Annotated in this window: 17 protein-coding genes; 8 read left to right on the top strand and 9 right to left on the bottom strand. The window is 64.1% G+C overall.

Annotated features, from left to right (window positions below; genetic code table 11):
• The first annotated feature begins 91 nt into the window (after positions 1-91).
• Positions 92-2,866, top strand: a complete 2,775-nt coding sequence (gene secA / locus HDIA_RS19095; protein WP_099557611.1) for a preprotein translocase subunit SecA — start codon at positions 92-94, stop codon at positions 2,864-2,866.
• Between the two features lie 147 nt (positions 2,867-3,013).
• Here the strand turns inward: secA and HDIA_RS19090 are convergent, their stop codons facing one another.
• Complete coding sequence (locus HDIA_RS19090; RefSeq protein ID WP_099557610.1) at positions 3,014-3,508, bottom strand: VOC family protein; 495 nt, start codon at positions 3,506-3,508, stop codon at positions 3,014-3,016.
• A 309-nt stretch (positions 3,509-3,817) separates the two neighbouring features.
• Here HDIA_RS19090 and HDIA_RS19085 point away from each other — a divergent pair, with 309 nt between their 5' ends.
• Complete coding sequence (locus HDIA_RS19085) at positions 3,818-5,032, top strand: argininosuccinate synthase (RefSeq protein ID WP_099557609.1); 1,215 nt, start codon at positions 3,818-3,820, stop codon at positions 5,030-5,032.
• Between the two features lie 118 nt (positions 5,033-5,150).
• Here the strand turns inward: HDIA_RS19085 and HDIA_RS19080 are convergent, their stop codons facing one another.
• Together HDIA_RS19080 and HDIA_RS19075 are read right to left on the bottom strand one after the other, a co-directional pair.
• Complete coding sequence (locus HDIA_RS19080; RefSeq protein WP_099559013.1) at positions 5,151-5,375, bottom strand: hypothetical protein; 225 nt, start codon at positions 5,373-5,375, stop codon at positions 5,151-5,153.
• Between the two features lie 113 nt (positions 5,376-5,488).
• On the bottom strand, positions 5,489-5,698 hold the full coding sequence (locus HDIA_RS19075; protein WP_099557608.1) for a cold-shock protein: 210 nt from the start codon (positions 5,696-5,698) through the stop codon (positions 5,489-5,491).
• A gap of 362 nt (positions 5,699-6,060) precedes the next feature.
• Between HDIA_RS19075 and HDIA_RS19070 the strand changes: the two genes are divergently transcribed.
• The 3 genes from HDIA_RS19070 to HDIA_RS19060 all read left to right on the top strand — a co-directional run bounded on the left by HDIA_RS19070 (position 6,061) and on the right by HDIA_RS19060 (position 9,686).
• Positions 6,061-6,702 (top strand): LysE family translocator, encoded by a 642-nt coding sequence (locus HDIA_RS19070; RefSeq protein ID WP_099557607.1) that lies wholly within the window; start codon positions 6,061-6,063, stop codon positions 6,700-6,702.
• 164 nt (positions 6,703-6,866) lie between these two features.
• Complete coding sequence (locus HDIA_RS19065) at positions 6,867-7,985, top strand: site-2 protease family protein (protein WP_099557606.1); 1,119 nt, start codon at positions 6,867-6,869, stop codon at positions 7,983-7,985.
• A gap of 123 nt (positions 7,986-8,108) precedes the next feature.
• On the top strand, positions 8,109-9,686 hold the full coding sequence (locus HDIA_RS19060; protein ID WP_099557605.1) for an alkaline phosphatase D family protein: 1,578 nt from the start codon (positions 8,109-8,111) through the stop codon (positions 9,684-9,686).
• Positions 9,687-9,768: 82 nt separating this feature from the next.
• On the opposite strand, the gene HDIA_RS19055 is transcribed toward HDIA_RS19060, so the two are convergent.
• Both HDIA_RS19055 and HDIA_RS19050 read right to left on the bottom strand, forming a co-directional pair.
• Positions 9,769-10,974, bottom strand: a complete 1,206-nt coding sequence (locus HDIA_RS19055) for a multidrug effflux MFS transporter (protein WP_245883974.1) — start codon at positions 10,972-10,974, stop codon at positions 9,769-9,771.
• 191 nt (positions 10,975-11,165) lie between these two features.
• On the bottom strand, positions 11,166-11,621 hold the full coding sequence (locus HDIA_RS19050; protein ID WP_245883972.1) for a MarR family winged helix-turn-helix transcriptional regulator: 456 nt from the start codon (positions 11,619-11,621) through the stop codon (positions 11,166-11,168).
• Positions 11,622-11,875: 254 nt separating this feature from the next.
• On the opposite strand from HDIA_RS19050, the gene typA reads away from it, so the two are divergent.
• Complete coding sequence (gene typA / locus HDIA_RS19045) at positions 11,876-13,714, top strand: translational GTPase TypA (RefSeq protein ID WP_099557603.1); 1,839 nt, start codon at positions 11,876-11,878, stop codon at positions 13,712-13,714.
• A gap of 48 nt (positions 13,715-13,762) precedes the next feature.
• Here the strand turns inward: typA and HDIA_RS19040 are convergent, their stop codons facing one another.
• On the bottom strand, positions 13,763-14,569 hold the full coding sequence (locus HDIA_RS19040) for a phosphatase PAP2 family protein (protein WP_099557602.1): 807 nt from the start codon (positions 14,567-14,569) through the stop codon (positions 13,763-13,765).
• Between the two features lie 105 nt (positions 14,570-14,674).
• On the opposite strand from HDIA_RS19040, the gene HDIA_RS19035 reads away from it, so the two are divergent.
• Both HDIA_RS19035 and HDIA_RS19030 read left to right on the top strand, forming a co-directional pair.
• The gene (locus HDIA_RS19035) at positions 14,675-15,064 is read left to right on the top strand and encodes a VOC family protein (protein ID WP_099557601.1); all 390 of its coding nucleotides are present in this window, start codon (positions 14,675-14,677) and stop codon (positions 15,062-15,064) included.
• A gap of 145 nt (positions 15,065-15,209) precedes the next feature.
• Positions 15,210-15,854, top strand: a complete 645-nt coding sequence (locus tag HDIA_RS19030; RefSeq protein ID WP_099557600.1) for a LysE family translocator — start codon at positions 15,210-15,212, stop codon at positions 15,852-15,854.
• 5 nt (positions 15,855-15,859) lie between these two features.
• On the opposite strand, the gene HDIA_RS19025 is transcribed toward HDIA_RS19030, so the two are convergent.
• The 3 genes from HDIA_RS19025 to HDIA_RS19015 all read right to left on the bottom strand — a co-directional run bounded on the left by HDIA_RS19025 (position 15,860) and on the right by HDIA_RS19015 (position 18,331).
• Entirely contained in the window at positions 15,860-16,312 is a 453-nt protein-coding gene (locus HDIA_RS19025) for a hypothetical protein (RefSeq protein WP_099557599.1), read from the bottom strand.
• Between the two features lie 9 nt (positions 16,313-16,321).
• Positions 16,322-17,617, bottom strand: coding sequence for a dual-specificity RNA methyltransferase RlmN (gene rlmN / locus HDIA_RS19020; RefSeq protein WP_099557598.1), 1,296 nt, complete (start codon positions 17,615-17,617; stop codon positions 16,322-16,324).
• A 207-nt stretch (positions 17,618-17,824) separates the two neighbouring features.
• Positions 17,825-18,331, bottom strand: coding sequence for an invasion associated locus B family protein (locus HDIA_RS19015; RefSeq protein WP_245883971.1), 507 nt, complete (start codon positions 18,329-18,331; stop codon positions 17,825-17,827).
• Positions 18,332-18,704 lie beyond the last annotated feature (373 nt).

Genomic DNA, 18,704 nt, shown 5'->3' with positions numbered 1-18,704 from the left:
TGCCGCCGCGCCAATACGGGAACATTCGGCCTTTTCCGGCGCCCGACAATCCGCGGCGGCCGGCCGGGGCCACGACGAAGAAAGGTCCGCCATGGCCGGACTTGGCATGCTGGCGCGCAAGATTTTCGGTTCGGCGAACGACCGGCGCGTGAAATCCTACCGGCCCCGCGTGGCGCAGATCAACTCGCTGGAGGATGAGGTCAAGGCCCTCTCCGACGACGCGCTGAGAGCACGCACCGCCGAGTTCCGCGAGCAACTTGCCAACGGCGCCAAGCTTGAGGACCTGCTGGTCCCGGCCTTTGCGACGGTGCGCGAGGCGGCCGTTCGCGTTCTCGGCCAGCGACATTATGACGTGCAGCTCATCGGCGGCATGGTCCTCAACGACGGCGCCATCGCCGAGATGAAGACCGGCGAGGGCAAGACGCTGGTCGCGACACTCGCCTGCTATCTCAACGCGCTGCCGGGCAAGGGCGTCCACGTCGTCACCGTCAACGATTACCTCGCCAAGCGCGACTCGGAGATGATGGGCCGCATCTACGGCTTCCTGGGGCTGACGACCGGCGTCATCGTCCACAACATGAACGACGACCAGCGCCGGGCCGCCTATAACTGCGACATCACCTACGCGACCAACAACGAACTCGGCTTCGATTATCTGCGCGACAACATGAAGTATGAGCGGCCGCAGATGGTGCAGCGTCCGCATGCCTACGCCATCGTCGACGAAGTGGACTCGATCCTGGTCGACGAAGCGCGCACGCCGCTGATCATTTCCGGTCCCCTCGAGGATCGCTCCGATCTCTACACCACGATCGACACCTTCATTCCGTCGATCGTCGAGGGCGACTTCGAACTCGACGAGAAGCAGCGCACCGTCATCTTCACCGAGGAAGGCACCGAGAAGCTTGAAGGCATGCTCACAGAGGCGGGCCTCCTCAAGGGCGCCTCGCTCTACGACATCGAGAATGTCTCGATCGTCCACCACGTGAACCAGGCGCTGCGCGCCCACAAGCTCTTCCAGCGCGACAAGGACTATATCGTCAAGGACGGCGAGGTCGTCATCATCGACGAGTTCACCGGCCGCATGATGCCCGGCCGGCGCTATTCGGAAGGCCTGCATCAGGCGCTGGAGGCCAAGGAACGGGTCAAGATCCAGCCGGAAAACCAGACCTTCGCCTCGATCACCTTCCAGAACTATTTCCGCATGTACGAGAAGCTGGCGGGCATGACCGGCACGGCGGCGACGGAAGCCGACGAGTTCATGGATATCTACGGGCTGGAAGTCCTGGAGATTCCGACCAATATGCCGATCGCCCGTGCCGACGACGACGACGAGGTCTACCGGAGCGTCCAGGAGAAATACGACGCCATCGTCGAGACCATCCGGGACGCCAAGACGCGCGGCCAGCCGGTGCTGGTCGGCACCACGTCGATCGAGAAGTCGGAGACCCTTGCCGCGCTCCTGAAGCGCCAGGGCTTCCGCCAGCATGATTTCGACGTGCTCTTCGACGGCGACGACGGCTCCAAGAACGAGATGGTCTTCCAGGTGCTGAATGCCCGCTATCACGAGCAGGAAGCCTACATCATCGCCCAGGCGGGTGTGCCCGGCGCGGTGACGATCGCCACCAACATGGCCGGTCGCGGCACCGACATCCAGCTCGGCGGCAACGCCGAGATGCGGATCGAGCGGGAACTCGGCGACATGCCGGCGGGTCCCGAACGGCAGGCCGCAGAGGCCAAGATCCATGAGGATATCGCCCGTCTTAAGCAGAAGGCGATCGATGCCGGCGGGCTTTTCGTCATCGGCACCGAACGGCACGAGAGCCGGCGCATCGACAACCAGCTTCGCGGCCGGTCCGGCCGTCAGGGCGACCCCGGCCAGTCGCGCTTCTACCTGTCGCTTCAGGACGACCTGATGCGCATCTTCGGCTCCGACCGCATGGAAGGCATGCTGCAGAAGCTGGGACTGAAGGAAGGCGAGGCCATCGTCCATCCCTGGATCAACAAGGCGCTGGAGAAGGCGCAGCAGAAGGTCGAAGCGCGCAACTTCGACATCCGCAAGAACCTTCTCAAATACGACGACGTGATGAACGATCAGCGCAAGGTGATCTTCGAGCAGCGCATCGAGCTGATGACCGAGGAAAGCGTCGACGACACCGTCAAGGACATGCGTCACGACGTGATCGAGGGGCTGGTCGCCAAGCATATCCCCGAGAACGCCTATGCCGAGCAGTGGGACACCGAGGGTCTGCATGCGGCGGTGCTGGAATCGCTGAACATCGACCTGCCGGTCCAGGACTGGGCACGCGAGGAAGGCATTGCCGACGAGGAGATGCGCGAGCGCATCATCAAGGCCGCCGACGATATCTATGCCGACAAGGAAGAGCGCTTCACGCCGCCGCTCCTGCGCCATATCGAAAAGGCGATCCTGCTGCAGACGCTCGACCAGCTTTGGCGCGAGCATCTGGCCGCCCTCGACAGCCTGCGTTCGGTCATCGGCTTCCGCGGCTATGCCCAGCGCGATCCGCTGCAGGAATACCGGACCGAGGCCTTTGCGCTGTTCGAGGCGCTTCTCTCCAGCCTGCGGCAGGCCGTGACGGCCCAGCTCATGCGGGTGGAACTTGCCGAGCAGCCGCCGGAACCGGAACCGGTGGACGAAAGCATCATGCACGCGAGCCATATCAACCCGCTGACCGGCGAGGACGAGATGGCGCTCGCCGAGCAGGCGGCTCTGGCCGGTGCTGCCAGCCATTTCTCGGCGACGCCGGGGAAGGGCGCCGATGTCTTCGGTCAGGTCGGCCGCAACGAGCCGTGTCCCTGCGGCTCGGGCAAGAAGTTCAAGCATTGCCACGGCGCGCTGGTCTGACGACCGGCCGCGGCTCCCGGGCTCAATGGACTCCGGGCATCGTCATCAGACCTCAAAGAAAGACCCCGCAGGCCGGCGAAGGCTTGCGGGGTCTTTCTTTTTCTGTCGCAGGGCAGTCATGGCGAGAGCAACAGGCGGCCCTGAAGTTCAGACCTTTTCGCCGGCACACATCCCCTCGCCGAACGGGGCTTTCGACGCCTCAAGCAATTCGCCGGGCGTCATGTCCAGCTTGTGGGTCGCGAAGGACCAATGGTGGCCGAAGGGGTCTCGCATCATGCAGAAGCGGTCGCCCCAGAATTGATCGCCGACGGGCATGGTGATGGTCGCGCCGGCAGCTTCGGCTTTTGCGGCGAAGGCGTCGACGTCGGGCACGAAGACGTGCACCGAGACCGGCGAGCCGCCAAGGGTTTCCGGCCCCTTCATGCCATAGTCGAGGTTCTCGTCGACCAGCATGATCGAACCGCCCTCGATCGCGATCATCGCATTCATGATCGTGCCGTCAGGCGCGTTCAGCCTCCCCATTTCCTGGGCGCCAAAAGCCTTGACGTAGAAGTCGATCGCCGCGGCCGCATTGCGGCAGATGAGATGCGGCGTTGCCGGGCTCATCGCCCCGGGACGGTAGTTCTGTGCGGGTGTGGGCATGGTCCTTCCTCCTCCTTGTCGGCGCTCGGCCGGATGTTTCCTGTCGTTCAAGCCCCTCGACGCCGCTGCGGCCCATGCGAGGCAGTCTAGACCCAGCCCCTGGCCAGATCACGGCGGCTTCACGTTCAATTAATACCAACCAGTTGGTATGTAATCAAGCAAAGAGATTGCCGGGCCCTGCCCGATGGTCGCCCGTGGCCGACTTTGGCCCCCGAGCCCGCTTGCGTTCAGTCCCGCAATTTCGTAATCCCCTTGGCCACAAAGCCGCGCCCGCGCGATCTGCGCGACCCATGAATCTCCGGAGTTCCCATGTCCGCCAAGAGCGACATCAAGAAGGTCGTCCTCGCCTATTCGGGCGGCCTCGACACGTCCATCATCCTCAAGTGGCTGCAGACCGAGCTCGGCGCCGAGGTGGTGACCTTCACCGCCGACCTTGGCCAGGGCGAGGAACTGGAGCCTGCCCGCAAGAAGGCGGAGATGCTGGGCGTCAAGGAGATCTACATCGAGGATCTGCGCGAGGAGTTCGTGCGCGACTTCGTCTTCCCGATGTTCCGCGCCAACGCCGTCTACGAGGGCATCTACCTGCTCGGCACCTCGATTGCCCGGCCGCTGATTTCCAAGCACCTGATCGAGATCGCGAAGAAGACCGGCGCCGACGCGATCGCGCATGGCGCGACGGGCAAGGGCAACGACCAGGTCCGCTTCGAGCTTTCCGCCTATGCGCTGAACCCGGACATCAAGATCATCGCGCCCTGGCGGCAGTGGTCCTTCAAGAGCCGTACCGATCTCATCGATTTTGCCGAAAAGCACCAGATTCCGGTGGCCAAGGACAAGGTCGGCGAAGCGCCCTTCTCGGTGGACGCAAACCTGCTGCACTCGTCTTCCGAAGGCAAGGTGCTGGAGGATCCGGCGGTCGAGGCGCCGCCCTATGTCTACATGCGCACGATTTCGCCGGAAGAGGCGCCGGATGCCCCGACGGTGATCACCGTCGGCTTCAAGAAGGGTGACGCCGTCTCGATCAACGGCGAGGCGCTGTCGCCGGCGACGATCCTTGCAAGGCTGAACGATCTTGGCCGCGACAACGGCATCGGCCGCATCGACCTCGTGGAAAACCGCTTTGTCGGCATGAAGTCGCGCGGCGTCTACGAGACCCCCGGCGGCACGATCCTGCTCGCCGCCCACCGGGCGATGGAGTCGATCACGCTCGACCGCGGTGCGGCGCACCTGAAAGACGAGCTGATGCCGCGCTATGCGGAGCTGATCTACAACGGCTTCTGGTTCTCGCCGGAGCGCGAGATGCTGCAGGCGGCGATCGACAAGAGCCAGGAGAATGTCGAGGGCGAGGTGACGCTGAAGCTCTACAAGGGTAACGTCATGACCGTCGGCCGCACGTCGGACAAGTCGCTCTATTCCGACCAGCTCGTCACCTTCGAGGACGATCAGGGCGCCTACGACCAGAAGGACGCACAGGGCTTCATCAAGCTCAACGCACTGCGGCTGAGGACGCTGGCCAAGCGGGGCTAGGGCTCCCGCGGTCGTTCCATTCGACTGTTCTGGCCGACTGTTCTGGAAAAGCGCGGAATCTCCGGATTTTGCGCTTTTTTCATGCGTTCTGCCGGGGCGGCAACGGCCGCGACCGGGTTCAGCCCGCCGGCTGCTTTGCCCGCTTCTTCTTGACCGGGGGGTCCTTGGCCTGCTCGGCCTCCATGGCGAGACGGGCCTCGCGCAGACGCTCGGTCTTGGCGTTTCGCTTGTCGGCCTCTTCCTGGATGATGGCCCGTGCCGCCTGATCGGTGATGTCGGCCTTGGTTTCGGCCTTCTGCCGCTTCGGCGGGAACAGGTTGTCTTTGGTGATGGACTTGTTCATGTCCGTCGCCTCCATACTGGAGAAAAAGAAAAAGGCCGGGTTTTGATGCCCGGCCTTTCAGTCCTCGCTGCGTTCCGTGCCGGTACATCCGCGGTCACGGAAGCGGTTGCCGATTAGGCAGCCTGGAGGTTGTCTGCAGCGCTCTTGCCGGAGCGGGCGTCCTTGACGACGTCGAAGCTCAGCTTCTGGCCTTCGACGATGGTGCCGAGACCGGCGCGCTCAACGGCCGAGATGTGGACGAAAACGTCCGGAGCGCCGTTGTCTGGCTGAATGAAGCCATAGCCCTTGGTGGTGTTGAAAAACTTGACGGTTCCAGTGTTCATGACGATTTCCTTTCAATCGAACATGGAGAATTGCTTTGGCAAATTGTTATTTGCCAAGCGGGTAGGATCGAATTTTGAGAGGAAAGACGTCAAGGCACCCGAAAGCGCATACAGCAAGCTCAACAAATACGATCAGGTTTCTTAAATAGGCTCCTTTCTTGTCAAAAACAAGGTCGGAAAAGTTTTTTGTTCCGCCTGACGATTCGGCTCCCGCCTTGAATTTGCTCCACCCGTGGTCCTGGCGGCTCTCCACAAAGGGCCGATTCAGGCGCCTTCGATGGCTGGCGAGCTTGGCGTCGCCGATTGCCGGCGGACGTGCGTCGTGGCACTCTGCGCCAGTCCTCCCGCTTCCGAGAGCCTCGATGCCCGCCGCCCTCTATGTCTCGGCCTTCACGGCCGCCTTTCTCTATATCGTCATTCCCGGTCCCGCATTCCTTGCTCTGCTCGGTATCGGAGCGGCGCAAGGCCGCCGCGCCGGGGCGCATTTCATCGCCGGGCATTTTGCCGGCGACATCGTCTGGGCCTCGCTGGCACTCGTTGCCATCGTCGGGGCACGGGTGATCGGCGAGGCGGTCTTCGACGTGCTCGGCGCGGTCTGCGGCCTCTACCTCGGCTGGATCGGCTGGAATGCCCTCACGGCGCGGCGCCGGTCCGGGGAGGAGCCGATGCTGGTCGTCGCCCGCCCGCTGCGGCGCGGCCTCGTCTTCGGCCTCACCAACCCCAAGGGTTATCCGGTGGCGCTCGCCACCTTCACGGCGCTGATCGGCGGGGCTGCGGATTCGCTCAACTTTCTCAGCCTGCCGCCGCTTCTCGTCGCGGCCGCCGTGGGGTTCCTCTCCGGCTACGTGCTGCTGATCGCCTTCATCGGCGCTCCGCTCGTGCGCCGCTTCTACCGCGCCCACGAGCTCGCCATCGTGCGGGCCTCGGGGCTCCTTTTCATCGGTTTTGCGCTCCAGGCGCTGTGGCATTCGGTGCCGGGGCTCCTTGGCGTCAGACGTGCCTGACGGTCCTTCGGCGTCGACGTGCGTGCGGGACCAGTGGGGTGCCGGAGCCGAAGATTGGCCGAATTGACGGAGATCATTCGTTCAGGCGGCCTTTCGGGCTACCGCTTTGACCTTCGAACTCCCAGATATGACAGAGGGAGACACCCACAAGGAGCTCGTCCCTCATGTCCTGGTCCATTCCTCTCGGCCGCGTCTTCGGATCGGAAATCCGCATCCATCTGACCTTCCTGATCCTGCTCGCCTGGATCGGGGCTGCGGGCTATGCCACGGGCGGGGCGTCGGTGGCGCTCGACAGCGTTGTCTTCGTCGTGGCGGTCTTTGCCTGCGTCACGCTGCATGAACTCGGCCACGCGGTGGCCGCCCGGCGCTATGGCATCACGACGCCGGACATCACGCTCTTGCCCATCGGCGGACTGGCGCGTCTTTCCAAGCTGCCGGAAAAGCCGTCGGAGGAGATCGTCATCGCGATTGCCGGCCCGATGGTGAACGTGGTGATCGCCGCGTTCCTCTACCTCTTCGGTGCCCATACCGATCCGGCAACCATCAACGATTTCGCCTCGACAAATCTGACCTTCGCCGACCGCCTGATGGCGGTGAACATCATTCTCGTCCTTTTCAACCTCATTCCTGCCTTCCCGATGGACGGCGGGCGCGTCTTGCGGGCGGTGCTCGCCCTGAAGCTCGGCCGGCGCAAGGCCACGGAACTGGCCGCGACGATCGGGCAGGGGCTGGCCTTCGTCTTCGGTGCAGTTGGCCTCTTCACCGGCAACGCCATTCTCGTCTTCATCGCCATTTTCGTCTTCCTTGCCGCGACCTCGGAGGCCGGACAGGTGGGCCTCATGGAGCGGGCCCGGAAGCTGCGCGTTGCCGACGCCATGATCAGCCGCTTCGAGAGCCTGCCGACCAACGCCACGGTCGATATGGCGGCGGACGCCCTGCTTGCGACGCCGCAGCGCGAGTTTCCCGTTGTCGACGGCTCCGGGCGGCTGCGCGGCTTTCTCACGCGCGATGCGATGATTTCGGCGATGAAGAGTTCGGGCCCGGCGACGCCGGTGATCGACGTGATGATGCGCGAGGTGCCGATCGTCCTTTCCAGTCAGAAGCTGGAGGTCGCGATCCGGCTGATGCAGGAAAAGGGCGCGCCCTTCCTCGGCGTCAACGGGGCCGACGAGCGGCTCGCCGGCTATCTCAGCCAGGAGAATATTTCCGAACTGATGATGCTGGATGCGGCCGACTGGCATGGCGGCAAGGCGGCCGAAGCCGGCCCCTGGTCGAGAGCCTGAGCGAGGGGGCGAGGGGCCCGGTATACTTCGCCGACTGTTCATGCCTCCGTCACCGGCCTGCAATTGGCCCGTCACGACGACCTCCTAAGGGATAGTGCCTATCCAACCTGGAGGAGGTCCAAAATGGCCATTCGCATCTCCGACGGCATGACCCGCCGTTCTCTGCTTCGCTCCGCCGCAACCGCCTCGCTCGCCCTTGGCGGCGGGCTCGCGCTTCCGGCCTATTCGCGCGCCGCGACCCGGCCGCAGTTCCCGAACGGCGTGCAGTCCGGCGACATCGCTGCCGACCGCGGCGTGATGTGGGTTCGCGCGGACCGTCCGTCCAAGGCCTTCATCGAATGGTCGACGACGGAAAGCTTTGCCGACGTTCACCGCCTGCCGGCGCTCGATGCCCTTCCCGAAACCGATCACGCGGTCAAGATTCTCGCGACGGGCCTGCCCTCCGACCAGGACATCTTCTGGCGCGCGACGCTCGCCGACCTCAGCGACATCAATACGGTGTCCGAGCCGATTGTCGGCTACTTCAAGACGGCGCCGACGCAGAAGCGCGATATCGTCTTCACCTGGTCGGGCGACACGGTCGGTCAGGGCTGGGGCATCGACGAGGCCCGCGGTGGCATGAAGATCTACGACACCATGCTGAAGACCCGGCCGGACTTCTTCATCCATTCGGGCGACAACATCTATGCCGACGGCCCAATCAAGGAGGAAGTGGACCTTGCGGACGGCACCAAGTGGAAGAACGTCGTCACGGAGGCCAAGGCCAAGGTGGCCGAGACGCTTGGCGAATTCCGCGGCCAGTATCACTACAACATGATGGACCGCAACGTGCAGGCGCACAACGCGGCGATCCCGATGCTGACGCAGTGGGACGACCACGAGGTCTCCAACAACTGGTCGGCCTCCAAGCAGCTCGACGAGCGCTACGCCGAGCGGTCGGTCTTCCAGCTCGCCGCCAACGCCGCACGCGCCTTCCACGAGATGATGCCGATCGCGACCAGCCTGGACGAGCCGCAGCGGGTTTACCGCAAGGTTGCCTACGGTCCGATGCTCGACGTCTTCTTCCTCGACATGCGCACCTATCGCGGGCCGAACGGCGACAACCTGGAGACCGAGATCAACGAGAACTCCAGGTTCCTCGGCGACGACCAGCGTGCCTGGCTGAAGCGCGAGCTCAAGGCCTCCAAGGCGACCTGGAAGATCATTGCCGCCGACATGCCGCTCGCTCTCGTCGTCTGGGACAATTTCAACGCACAGAAGGGCTTCGAGGCGGTCTCCAACAACGAGCCGGGCAAGCCGCTCGGCCGCGAGCTGGAGTTCGCCGATCTGCTGAAGTTCATCAAGGACGAGACGATCGCCAACACCGTGTGGCTGACGGCCGACGTCCACTACACGGCGGCGCATTACTACAACCCGGAAAAGGCGGCCTTCCAGGACTTCGACCCCTTCTGGGAGTTCGTGTCCGGCCCGCTCCACGCCGGCACGTTCGGCCCGGGCGAACTCGACCAGACCTTCGGTCCCGAGCTGAAGTATGTGAAGGCGCCGACCGCCGAGCAGGGCCAGAACCTGTCGCCGGCCATGGGCCTGCAGTTCTTCGGCCAGGTGAACATCGCCGCCGACAGCGAAGTGATGACCGTCGCGCTCAAGGATGTCGCCGGCGACACCCTCTGGTCGATCGACCTCGATCCGAAGAAGGCCTGAGGCTTTATCGCGAAACGACAAACGGGAGGGCATCCGGCGGCAGCGCCGGGTGCCCTTCCTCAATTTGTGCGGACGTTGCGGTTCAGCCGCGTCGGCCAATCAAGAATTGCATGAAGCATGCAAAAACGATCATGCTCGGCAGCACGCTCGCCATTGCCGTGACGGTGTCGTCGAGCACCGCCGCAATGGCGCTGCCGAGGAGGCCTCCGCCCATCTGGGCGAAGCCCATCAGAGCTGCCGCCGAGCCGGCGTGCGCGGGGAAGGGCGCCAGGGCGTCGGTGGTCAGCGCCGGCATGATCATCGCAATGGAGAAGGCGAAGACCGCCACCGGCCCCATGACGGCCAGGTAGCTCGGCGGCAGGACGCGCAGGCCGATCGCAAGGCCAAGGCCGCCGGCAAGGCTGATGGCAAGGCCGGGCAGCACCAGAGCTGAGGCGTCATGGCGGCGCAGCAGATGCTTGGTGACGATGCCGCCGAGAATGAAGGCCCCGGTCTGGGCCAGCATCCCGACGCCGAATTCCATCGGGGTCAGGCCGACGATGTCGATCAGCAGGAATGGCAGCATGGTGGCGATGGCATAGATGCCGCCAACGGTGCCGCCGAGCACCAGCACCGGGCGCAGGAAGCGGCTGTCTGCGAGCAGCATGCGATAGTTGGTCACGAGGGTGCCGGGTCTTGCGGCTCCGCGCGTGCGGGAAAGATTGGTTTCCGGCAGGACGTAGAGAAGCATCGAAACGAGCGCGATGCCGTAGAGCACCATCACGGCGAAGATGGCGTGCCAGCCGACCGTGACCAGGATGACGCCGCCGATCGTCGGGGCGATGGCGGGCCCGATCGCGAGGAAAATGCCGATGAGGTTCATGGTCCGGGCCGACTGCTGGCCGGTAAAGAGGTCGCGCACGATGGCGCGGGACAGCGCGACGCCCGCCGCGGCGCCGATGCCCTGCACCAGCCGGGCCGCGATCAGCACCTCCACGCTCGGGGCGAAGAGGGCGAGAAGACTGCCGCCGAGATAAAGACCCATGAACCCGAAGCCGGTGGGCCGGCGCCCGAAGGCATCGGAGAGAGGCCCCACCAGCAACTGGGCGAAGGCGAAGCCGGCGAAATAGACCGTCAGGCTGAGCTTCACCGTGGCGAGCGTGGTGCCGAAGGCGGTGACGAGCGCCGGCATCGCCGGCGTGTAGAGCGCCATCGACACGGGCCCGAGGGCAACAAGCAAGGCGCCGATGACGGCGGCTCGCCGTTCGGAGAGAAGGGCCGGAAGGCCTTCTGCCGCGCTGCTTGTCACCTGATCTCTCCCTGGAAGCGGCTTGCCCCGGTCCCGTTCACAAGACGGCGCCCTGCCGGCTCGCGGACGTGTGCCGAGCAGGCCGAGGACGTCTGACGTTTCGCTGAGATTATCAGGAAAACTTATTAAATGAATGAGGGAGCGTGCGTCAAGTCAGGACAATGCCCGTGCAGGCGCCGAGATCTCTTCGATCACTTGCCCGCGTCGTAGACGCTGAGCCGGTCGCAGATGTGCTCCAGGGCGTCCTGAAGGGTTTCGATCTGGTCTGGCGAGAGGCCTTCGATGGCGCTGAGACGGACCTTCTGGCCGATCTCCTCCACGCGCCGCAGAACCGGCTCGCCCTTGGGAAGCACCCGCACCAGCTTGGCGCGGCGGTCGCTCGGGTCGGGAAAGCGTCCGACGAGCCCGGCCTTCTCCAGGCGGTCCAGATAGCCGACGAGGGTCATCGGTTCGACGCTCATGACGTCGGCCAGAACCGCCTGCCGGATGCCGCCGACCGACTTGTAGCGGCCGCACCGGGCAAGGGTCCGCGCTTCGCCCGACGTCAGACCAAGGCCGGCTTCCGCAAGTGCCTGCTCGAAACTGCGCCGGAAGAGGCGGGCGACATCGACAAAAAGGAAGCCGAGCGGCTGTGAAGAGAGCTTCATGGGCATTCGGTGTCTGGCGCTTTCCTTAAAATGTCATCGCCAACTGCAATGATCCATTTGTCGGCATTTGTCTTTGACATGGCACAAAAGCCCGCTCACGTCATGCATTTCTCGCATAGCACCAATGCATCATTGTGGATTTGACGCCGAATTGGCGCAGCCAGCCCGGTTTTTCTTGCTCCGCGCCAATCGATTCGTATAGTGCGCCGCAACGATGGCAGGTTCTCCTCCCGAACCGCCCACTCAGGTGAGATATGGCTCTTCGAAATATTGCAATCATCGCGCACGTCGACCACGGCAAGACAACGCTGGTTGACGAACTCCTGAAACAGTCGGGCTCCTACCGCGAGAACCAGCGCGTCGCCGAGCGCGTGATGGATTCCAACGATCTGGAAAAGGAGCGCGGCATCACGATCCTCGCCAAGGCGACCTCGGTCGTCTGGGGCGACACGCGCATCAACATCGTCGACACCCCCGGCCACGCCGACTTCGGCGGCGAGGTGGAGCGCATCCTGAACATGGTGGACGGCGCCATCGTTCTCGTCGACGCCGCCGAGGGCCCGATGCCGCAGACGAAATTCGTCGTTGGCAAGGCGCTCAAGGTCGGCCTGAAGCCGATCGTCGCGATCAACAAGGTCGATCGCCACGACGCCCGCATTCACGAGGTCGTGGATGAGGTCTTCGATCTCTTCGCCAACCTCGACGCCACCGACGAACAGCTCGATTTCCCGATCCTTTACGGCTCGGGCCGCAACGGCTGGATGGCGGAAAGCCCGGACGGCTCTCCGGAAGACGGCATGAAGCCCCTCTTCGACCTCGTGCTGCGCCATGTGCCGAAGCCGACCGTCGAGGAAGGCGCGCCCTTCAAGATGATCGGCACGCTGCTGGAGGCCAATCCCTTCCTCGGACGCATGATCACGGGCCGCATCACCGCCGGCACGATCAAGCCGAACCAGTCCATCAAGGTGCTGGCGCAGGACGGTTCCGTCGTCGAGCAGGGCCGCGTTTCCAAGATTCTCGCCTTCCGCGGCATCGAACGCCAGCCGATCGAGCTTGGCGAGGCGGGCGACATCGTGGCGATCGCCGGTCTTTCGAAGGGCACCGTCGCCGATACCTTCTGCGACCTTTCGGTGGATACGGCCATGCCGGCTCAGCCGATCGATCCGCCGACGGTCACCATGTCCTTCATCGTCAACGATTCGCCGCTGGCCGGCACCGAGGGCGACAAGGTGACGAGCCGCGTCATCCGCGATCGTCTCCTGCGCGAGGCCGAGGGCAACGTGGCGCTGAAGATCGAGGAATCGGCCGACAAGGATTCCTTCTTCGTCTCCGGGCGCGGCGAGCTTCAGCTTTCGGTCCTCATCGAGACCATGCGTCGCGAGGGCTTCGAGATCGCCGTGTCTCGCCCGCGTGTCGTCTACAAGGAAGACGAGGCCACCGGCCAGATGCTGGAGCCGATCGAGGAAGTCGTGATCGACGTCGACGAGGAGTTTTCCTCGGTCGTCGTGCAGAAGATGTCCGAGCGCCGCGCCGACATGGTCGAGATGCGTCCCTCCGGCGGCAACCGCCAGCGACTGGTCTTCTACGCACCGACGCGCGGCCTCATCGGCTATCAGTCGGAGCTTCTGACCGACACGCGCGGCACGGCGATCATGAACCGGCTCTTCCACGAATACGCCCCCTACAAGGGCGAGATCGCGGGCCGGCGCAATGGCGTGCTCATCTCCAACGATTCCGGCGAGGCCGTCGCCTACGCGCTCTGGAACCTGGAAGATCGCGGCCCGATGATGATCGAGCCGGGCTGGAAGGTCTACCAGGGCATGATCGTCGGCGAGCACAACCGCGAGAACGACCTGGAAGTGAACGTGCTCAAGGGCAAGAAGCTCTCCAACGTTCGCTCGACGTCCAAGGACGAGGCCGTTCGTCTCACGCCGCCGATCCAGATGACGCTGGAAAAGGCGCTGTCGTGGATCGAGGACGACGAACTTGTCGAGGTGACGCCGAAGTCGATCCGTCTGCGCAAGACCTATCTCGATCCGAACGAGCGCAAGCGCTCCGAGAAGAGCAAGACCATCCAGGTCGGCGCGGCCTGACGGGTCGATCGCAAAATGTGCTTCAAGGGCGGCCACTGGCCGCCCTTTTCATTTGAATTTCTGCAGGAGATCGTCGAGGGCGCACCAGAAGCGGCCAAGTGCGCGTTTCATATGGTCGCCAGCGCGCCCGAGGCTTCCGGCAATCGCTTCGTCCGTCAGCAGGGGCGTCTTGACGTAGAGGAGGCGGTGGACCGCGAACATCACCCAGAGCGTCAACAGCCAGGCGATGGTGACGTCGGACAGAAAGTGGCCGCCGAAGGCCATGCGGTTGACCGACATGACCAGCGCGAAGGCGAAGGCACCGATGGCGACGCTCCGCCGCCAGGCCGGCGGACAGATCAGCGCCAGCGCCATCACCTGCATGGAAGCGGCGGCCTCCGCCGAGACGAAGGAGCAGTTCGACTGGCAGTAGTGCACGATCTCCCAGGCCCGGCTGAAGTCGAAGGTGCCGCCGAATTCGGTGATCTCGCGCGGGCGGGCACGGCCCCATTCGCCCTTGAGGACCACGTTGACAATGAATCCCGGTCCGACGGCCATGGAGAGAAGCAGGAAGAGAGCCGACTTCGCCGACAGCAGGAAGCGGGCGCCGGAAAAAAGAAACGGCACGAGCAGGGCGACGAGCGGCACGATGACCATGGCGCGGGTGACAGCCTGTCCGAGACGGCGAAGCGAGGAGAAGAAGGCAATGCCGGAGACCGGGAAGCCCTCGCCGTCGACGTAGAAGAGGCGCGAGGCGGCAAGGTCGATTTCTGGAAATAGGACGAAGACGAGGCTCAGAACCGTCGTCGCAACGGCCAGCCAAAGGATCGGCCGTTCGGCCATGCTGGCGACCGCCTGCTGTCTGATCCGCTTCAAGAATGACCTCGTCCGGCTGGAAAGGATCGCGTTTGTCTTCGCCGCCTCCTATGTCAGCATCGGCCTGTCAAATGCAAGTCAGGCAGGCAGAAACGGAGAAGACGCTTGTTCTCGCATATCCATCTCGGCACCAACGATCTCGCGCGCAGCTTCCCGTTTTACTCGGCGCTTCTGGACCCGCTCGGGCTCGTCCTCAGATTTCACGATCCGGAGCAATGGGCGATCTGGCAGAGGCCGGGCGTTGCGCGGCCGCTTTTCATCGTCGGCAAGCCCTTCGACGGCCAGCCGGCGTCTCCGGGCAACGGCCCGATGACGGCCCTTCTGGCGGAGCGGCGATCCCTCGTCGATCTGTGCTACCGGGCAGCCCTCGACCATGGCGGCACGAGCGAAGGCGCGCCGGGGCTGAGGCCGCAGTATCACGCCAACTATTACGGCGCCTATTTTCGCGATCCCGATGGCAACAAGCTCTGCGTTGCCTGTCACGAGAAGGAGTAGGGGCGGCGTCTGACTGCCGTTCTCCAAGCGGGCCATGACATGCGGGGAGACGATTTGATCGACAGGCTTTGAATCGGGTTGCCTTCCCGTCGGCGAAATGGTCTCGTGCGCCGAATTTTCCTAACAGCTAATCGCGCCGACCATCATGACCTTCCTGCCCGATCTCTCCATCCTCGTCGGTTTCACGCTTGCCGCCGTCTTCCTGACGCTGACGCCGGGCCCGGACATGACCTTCTATCTCAGCCGGACCGTCATGGCGGGGCGTGCGGCCGGCTTTGCGGCCTTCATCGGCGCTTCGGCGGGCCTCGTCGTCCACAGCACGCTGGCCGCGGTCGGCCTGTCGGCGCTGCTGGCCGCGTCGGCGACGGCTTTCACGGTGCTGAAGGTGGCCGGCTGTCTCTATCTGCTCTGGCTGGCGCTCGGCGCCATCCGGCACGGCAGCGCCTTCTCGCTCGACAGGGAAGGCCGGAAATCAGAGCCGCTCGCCCGTGTCTTCCTGAAGGCGATCGGCATCAACCTGCTCAACCCGAAGATCATCATCTTCTTCGTGACCTTCCTGCCGCAGTTCGTCAGCCCGGCGGACCCGCACGCGATGGGCAAGCTGTTCTTCCTCGGCCTCTGGTTCATTGGCATCTCGATCCCGTTGACCATTCCGATGATCCTCGGGGCCGACCGGATTTCCACATTCCTAAAGTCGTCGCCGAAATTCCTGCGGGGTTTCGATTTCGGCTTTGCCGGCGTGATGGCGGCCTTCGCGGTCAAGCTCGTGATGACGCAGGGACGCAGTTGAGCGCGTCAGCCCTGCCGGTCGGGATTTTCTTCGCGCGGTGAGGGGAAGAAGCCGGCCATGCGTCCGGCGACGAGCCAATAGGCAAGCCCGGCGACGAAGCCGGTTGCCATCAGGACCGTCGCGTCGAAGCCCGTCGTCGATTCCTGCCCGGAGACGAGCACGACGCCCTTCGAGGCGGCAAAGCCCATGGCGCCGCCGGCTGCGGCGTAGATCACCCACGAACGCAGTGCAAAGAATTCCGTCACCAGGATCACGACCGAAGCCGGAACCGTCACAAAGGCGCCGATGCCGGCGGCCGTCACGATGCTGGAGACCGTGAACATGGCGTAGAACCAGTCCGCGTCACGGGTGGATTGCGGCTGAAGGCCGACTTCGGCGGCAAGCAGGAAGAGCGCCGCGACGATCACCGCGACGATGAAGCCGATCGCTGCGGCAAAGAGGCGTCCGATGATGTGCATGGATGGGCCTCAGTCGCCGAGACCGGAGACCATCGCCCGCATCGCCAGATCTTCCTGGCTCGGCGCGGCGCCTGCCGCTTCGGCGGCCTCCAGCGCGCGGCGATCCTTGACGCGCATGCGCTCGGTCTCCGATTTCAGCTGGCCGCAGGCGGCGAGAATGTCGCGGCCGCGCGGGGTGCGGATCGGCGAGGCATAGCCGGCGTGGTTGACGATGTCGGCGAAGCGCTCGATCGCATCCCATTCCGAGCACTCATAGGGGCTGCCCGGCCAGGGATTGAAGGGGATGAGGTTGATCTTGGCCGGAATGCCGCGCAGGAGCCGAACGAGTTCGCGCGCGTCGGCCGGGTTGTCGTTGACGCCCTTCAGCATCACGTATTCGAAGGTGATGCGCTTGGCGTTGGACAGGCCCGGATAGGCGCGGCAGGCGTCAAGCAGGTCCTTGATCGGGAACTTCTTGTTCAGCGGCACGAGTTCGTCACGCAGGTCGTCGCGCACGGCGTGGAGCGAGATCGCCAGCATCACGCCGATCTCGTCGCCGGCCTTCGGGATCATCGGCACGACGCCGGAGGTGGACAGTGTGATGCGGCGCTTCGACAGCGACAGGCCGTCGCCATCGGCGGCAATCAGCAGCGCGTCCTTGACGTTGTCGAAATTATAGAGCGGCTCGCCCATGCCCATCATGACGATGTTGGACACGAGCCGGCCCTCGCTCGGCACCATGGCTTCGGTGGGCTTCCTCGGCGTGTCGGTGCCCTTGATTTCGGGATAGTCGCCAAGCCGATCGCGGGCGACGAGAAGCTGGGCGAGGATCTCCTCGGACGTCAGGTTGCGCACCAGCTTCTGGGTGCCGGTGTGGCAGAAGGAGCAGGTGAGGGTGCAGCCAACCTGGCTGGAAATGCAGAGCGTGCCGCGGCCTTCCTCGGGAATATAGACCGTCTCGATCTCGACCGGGCGGCCCGCGCCGCGCGGGGGAAATTTCATCAGCCACTTGCGCGTGCCGTCATTGGAGACCTGCTCGGCGACGATCTCGGGACGGGCCAGCGTGAAGCGTCCCTCAAGCTCGGTGCGCAGGTCCTTGGAGACGTTGGTCATCGACGCGAAGTCGCTGACGCCGCGTACATACATCCAGTGCCAGAGCTGGGCGACGCGCATGCGGATCTGCCGTTCCGGCAGGCCGGCGTCCTTCAGGGCAAGTCCGAGCGCCTCGCGGGAGAGGCCGATGAGATTCGGTTTCTCGGCGGCGGCAGATCTTGCCGCATGGGCGGCATGGGAAAGGTCGAGGCTCGCGGACACGTCTTGGGGCATTCCTGGGTCTGGCCCCTGGTCTCGCGTCATCGCGCACGCTCCGAAAGGAGAGGCGGACAGAAGGATCGCGGACGGGGCGGCACAAACGAAACGACGGCCGAAGGCATTCCACCTTCGCCGTCGACTGTTTCATTGCGGCCCTTATACAGGATTATTCGCGGTGGCCCAAGGGGGAGGGCCGCAAGGCAGCCCTGCTTGTTTCCCGGGTCACTTGCACTCCGAATCGATGCGATTCATCGTCGCCGTGACGCCCTTCAGGGAGTAGGTATCCGTCGTGACGGTTCCGCGCCGCGACGTTCCGGTCACCACCATGTCCGAGCCGGCCTTCATCGATCCGATGAGACGGGCCTCCTCGGCGGCGTTTTCAACCCAGGCGCCGTCGTCCTTGGTGAAGAGGACGAAGGTGTCGGACCCAATCTTGATCGTCGTCTTGGAGCCTTCCTTGTAGGGATAGCCCGTGATGACGCTCACCTCGTGACGGACATTCTCCTTCGGACGATTGGTCACGAACATGTAGACCGGATCGCGATTGACGCCTTTCGGCTGAAGGTCCTTGGGCTGCGAAATGATGTAGCAAACCTTTCCGCCGTTGGCCGTATAGCCATAGGCGGCCCAGTCGCCCTCCTGCGTCAGCAGGGTCGGGGTCTGTGCGTTTGCGGTCGTCGCCGCGCCGACGAGCATGATGAGTGCCGCTGCTAGCGTGCGTCCGTTCATAGTCTTCCACCGGTTCGCTAGAGTTTGCCAAGAGTCAGCCAGACAGCGGATGCCTGACCTGATGGAATTGCCATCTGCAATTATCGCTAATGTCCGGTTACCAAACCGTTGAGGAATGATCATGAATTCCAGTGGCTGAACAACGGCTGAATGAAGCGGCCGGCATTGGGGATACCGGATCCGGACGTTCTATGTCCCGAGGACGGTTTGCGAAATCGGCCGCACGCTTGTTCTCAAATCCGGCAAGAATGAGGCGCAACGGTGGAAAGGCCGGCTAAATCGATGTGCCATTCGTTGTCGCCGGGCAACAATCGCTGCCTGGCGCACCGCCTGCGTCCATCCTCCCCATTGCCTGGACGTGGCCCCTCCTGCC

The organism is Hartmannibacter diazotrophicus (genome assembly GCF_900231165.1).
Taxonomy (GTDB): domain Bacteria; phylum Pseudomonadota; class Alphaproteobacteria; order Rhizobiales; family Pleomorphomonadaceae; genus Hartmannibacter; species Hartmannibacter diazotrophicus.
Note: the sequence above shows the minus strand (reverse complement) of the source record. Positions and strands in the feature narration are given on the sequence as shown.

Coding starts and splice junctions, on each gene's coding strand:
- secA (WP_099557611.1), top strand. CDS start 92: ATGGCCGGACTTGGCATGCTGGCGCGCAAGATTTTCGGTTCGGCGAAC.
- HDIA_RS19090 (WP_099557610.1), bottom strand. CDS start 3,508: ATGCCCACACCCGCACAGAACTACCGTCCCGGGGCGATGAGCCCGGCA.
- HDIA_RS19085 (WP_099557609.1), top strand. CDS start 3,818: ATGTCCGCCAAGAGCGACATCAAGAAGGTCGTCCTCGCCTATTCGGGC.
- HDIA_RS19080 (WP_099559013.1), bottom strand. CDS start 5,375: ATGAACAAGTCCATCACCAAAGACAACCTGTTCCCGCCGAAGCGGCAG.
- HDIA_RS19075 (WP_099557608.1), bottom strand. CDS start 5,698: ATGAACACTGGAACCGTCAAGTTTTTCAACACCACCAAGGGCTATGGC.
- HDIA_RS19070 (WP_099557607.1), top strand. CDS start 6,061: ATGCCCGCCGCCCTCTATGTCTCGGCCTTCACGGCCGCCTTTCTCTAT.
- HDIA_RS19065 (WP_099557606.1), top strand. CDS start 6,867: ATGTCCTGGTCCATTCCTCTCGGCCGCGTCTTCGGATCGGAAATCCGC.
- HDIA_RS19060 (WP_099557605.1), top strand. CDS start 8,109: ATGGCCATTCGCATCTCCGACGGCATGACCCGCCGTTCTCTGCTTCGC.
- HDIA_RS19050 (WP_245883972.1), bottom strand. CDS start 11,621: ATGAAGCTCTCTTCACAGCCGCTCGGCTTCCTTTTTGTCGATGTCGCC.
- typA (WP_099557603.1), top strand. CDS start 11,876: ATGGCTCTTCGAAATATTGCAATCATCGCGCACGTCGACCACGGCAAG.
- HDIA_RS19030 (WP_099557600.1), top strand. CDS start 15,210: ATGACCTTCCTGCCCGATCTCTCCATCCTCGTCGGTTTCACGCTTGCC.
- HDIA_RS19025 (WP_099557599.1), bottom strand. CDS start 16,312: ATGCACATCATCGGACGCCTCTTTGCCGCAGCGATCGGCTTCATCGTC.
- rlmN (WP_099557598.1), bottom strand. CDS start 17,617: ATGCCCCAAGACGTGTCCGCGAGCCTCGACCTTTCCCATGCCGCCCAT.
- HDIA_RS19015 (WP_245883971.1), bottom strand. CDS start 18,331: ATGAACGGACGCACGCTAGCAGCGGCACTCATCATGCTCGTCGGCGCG.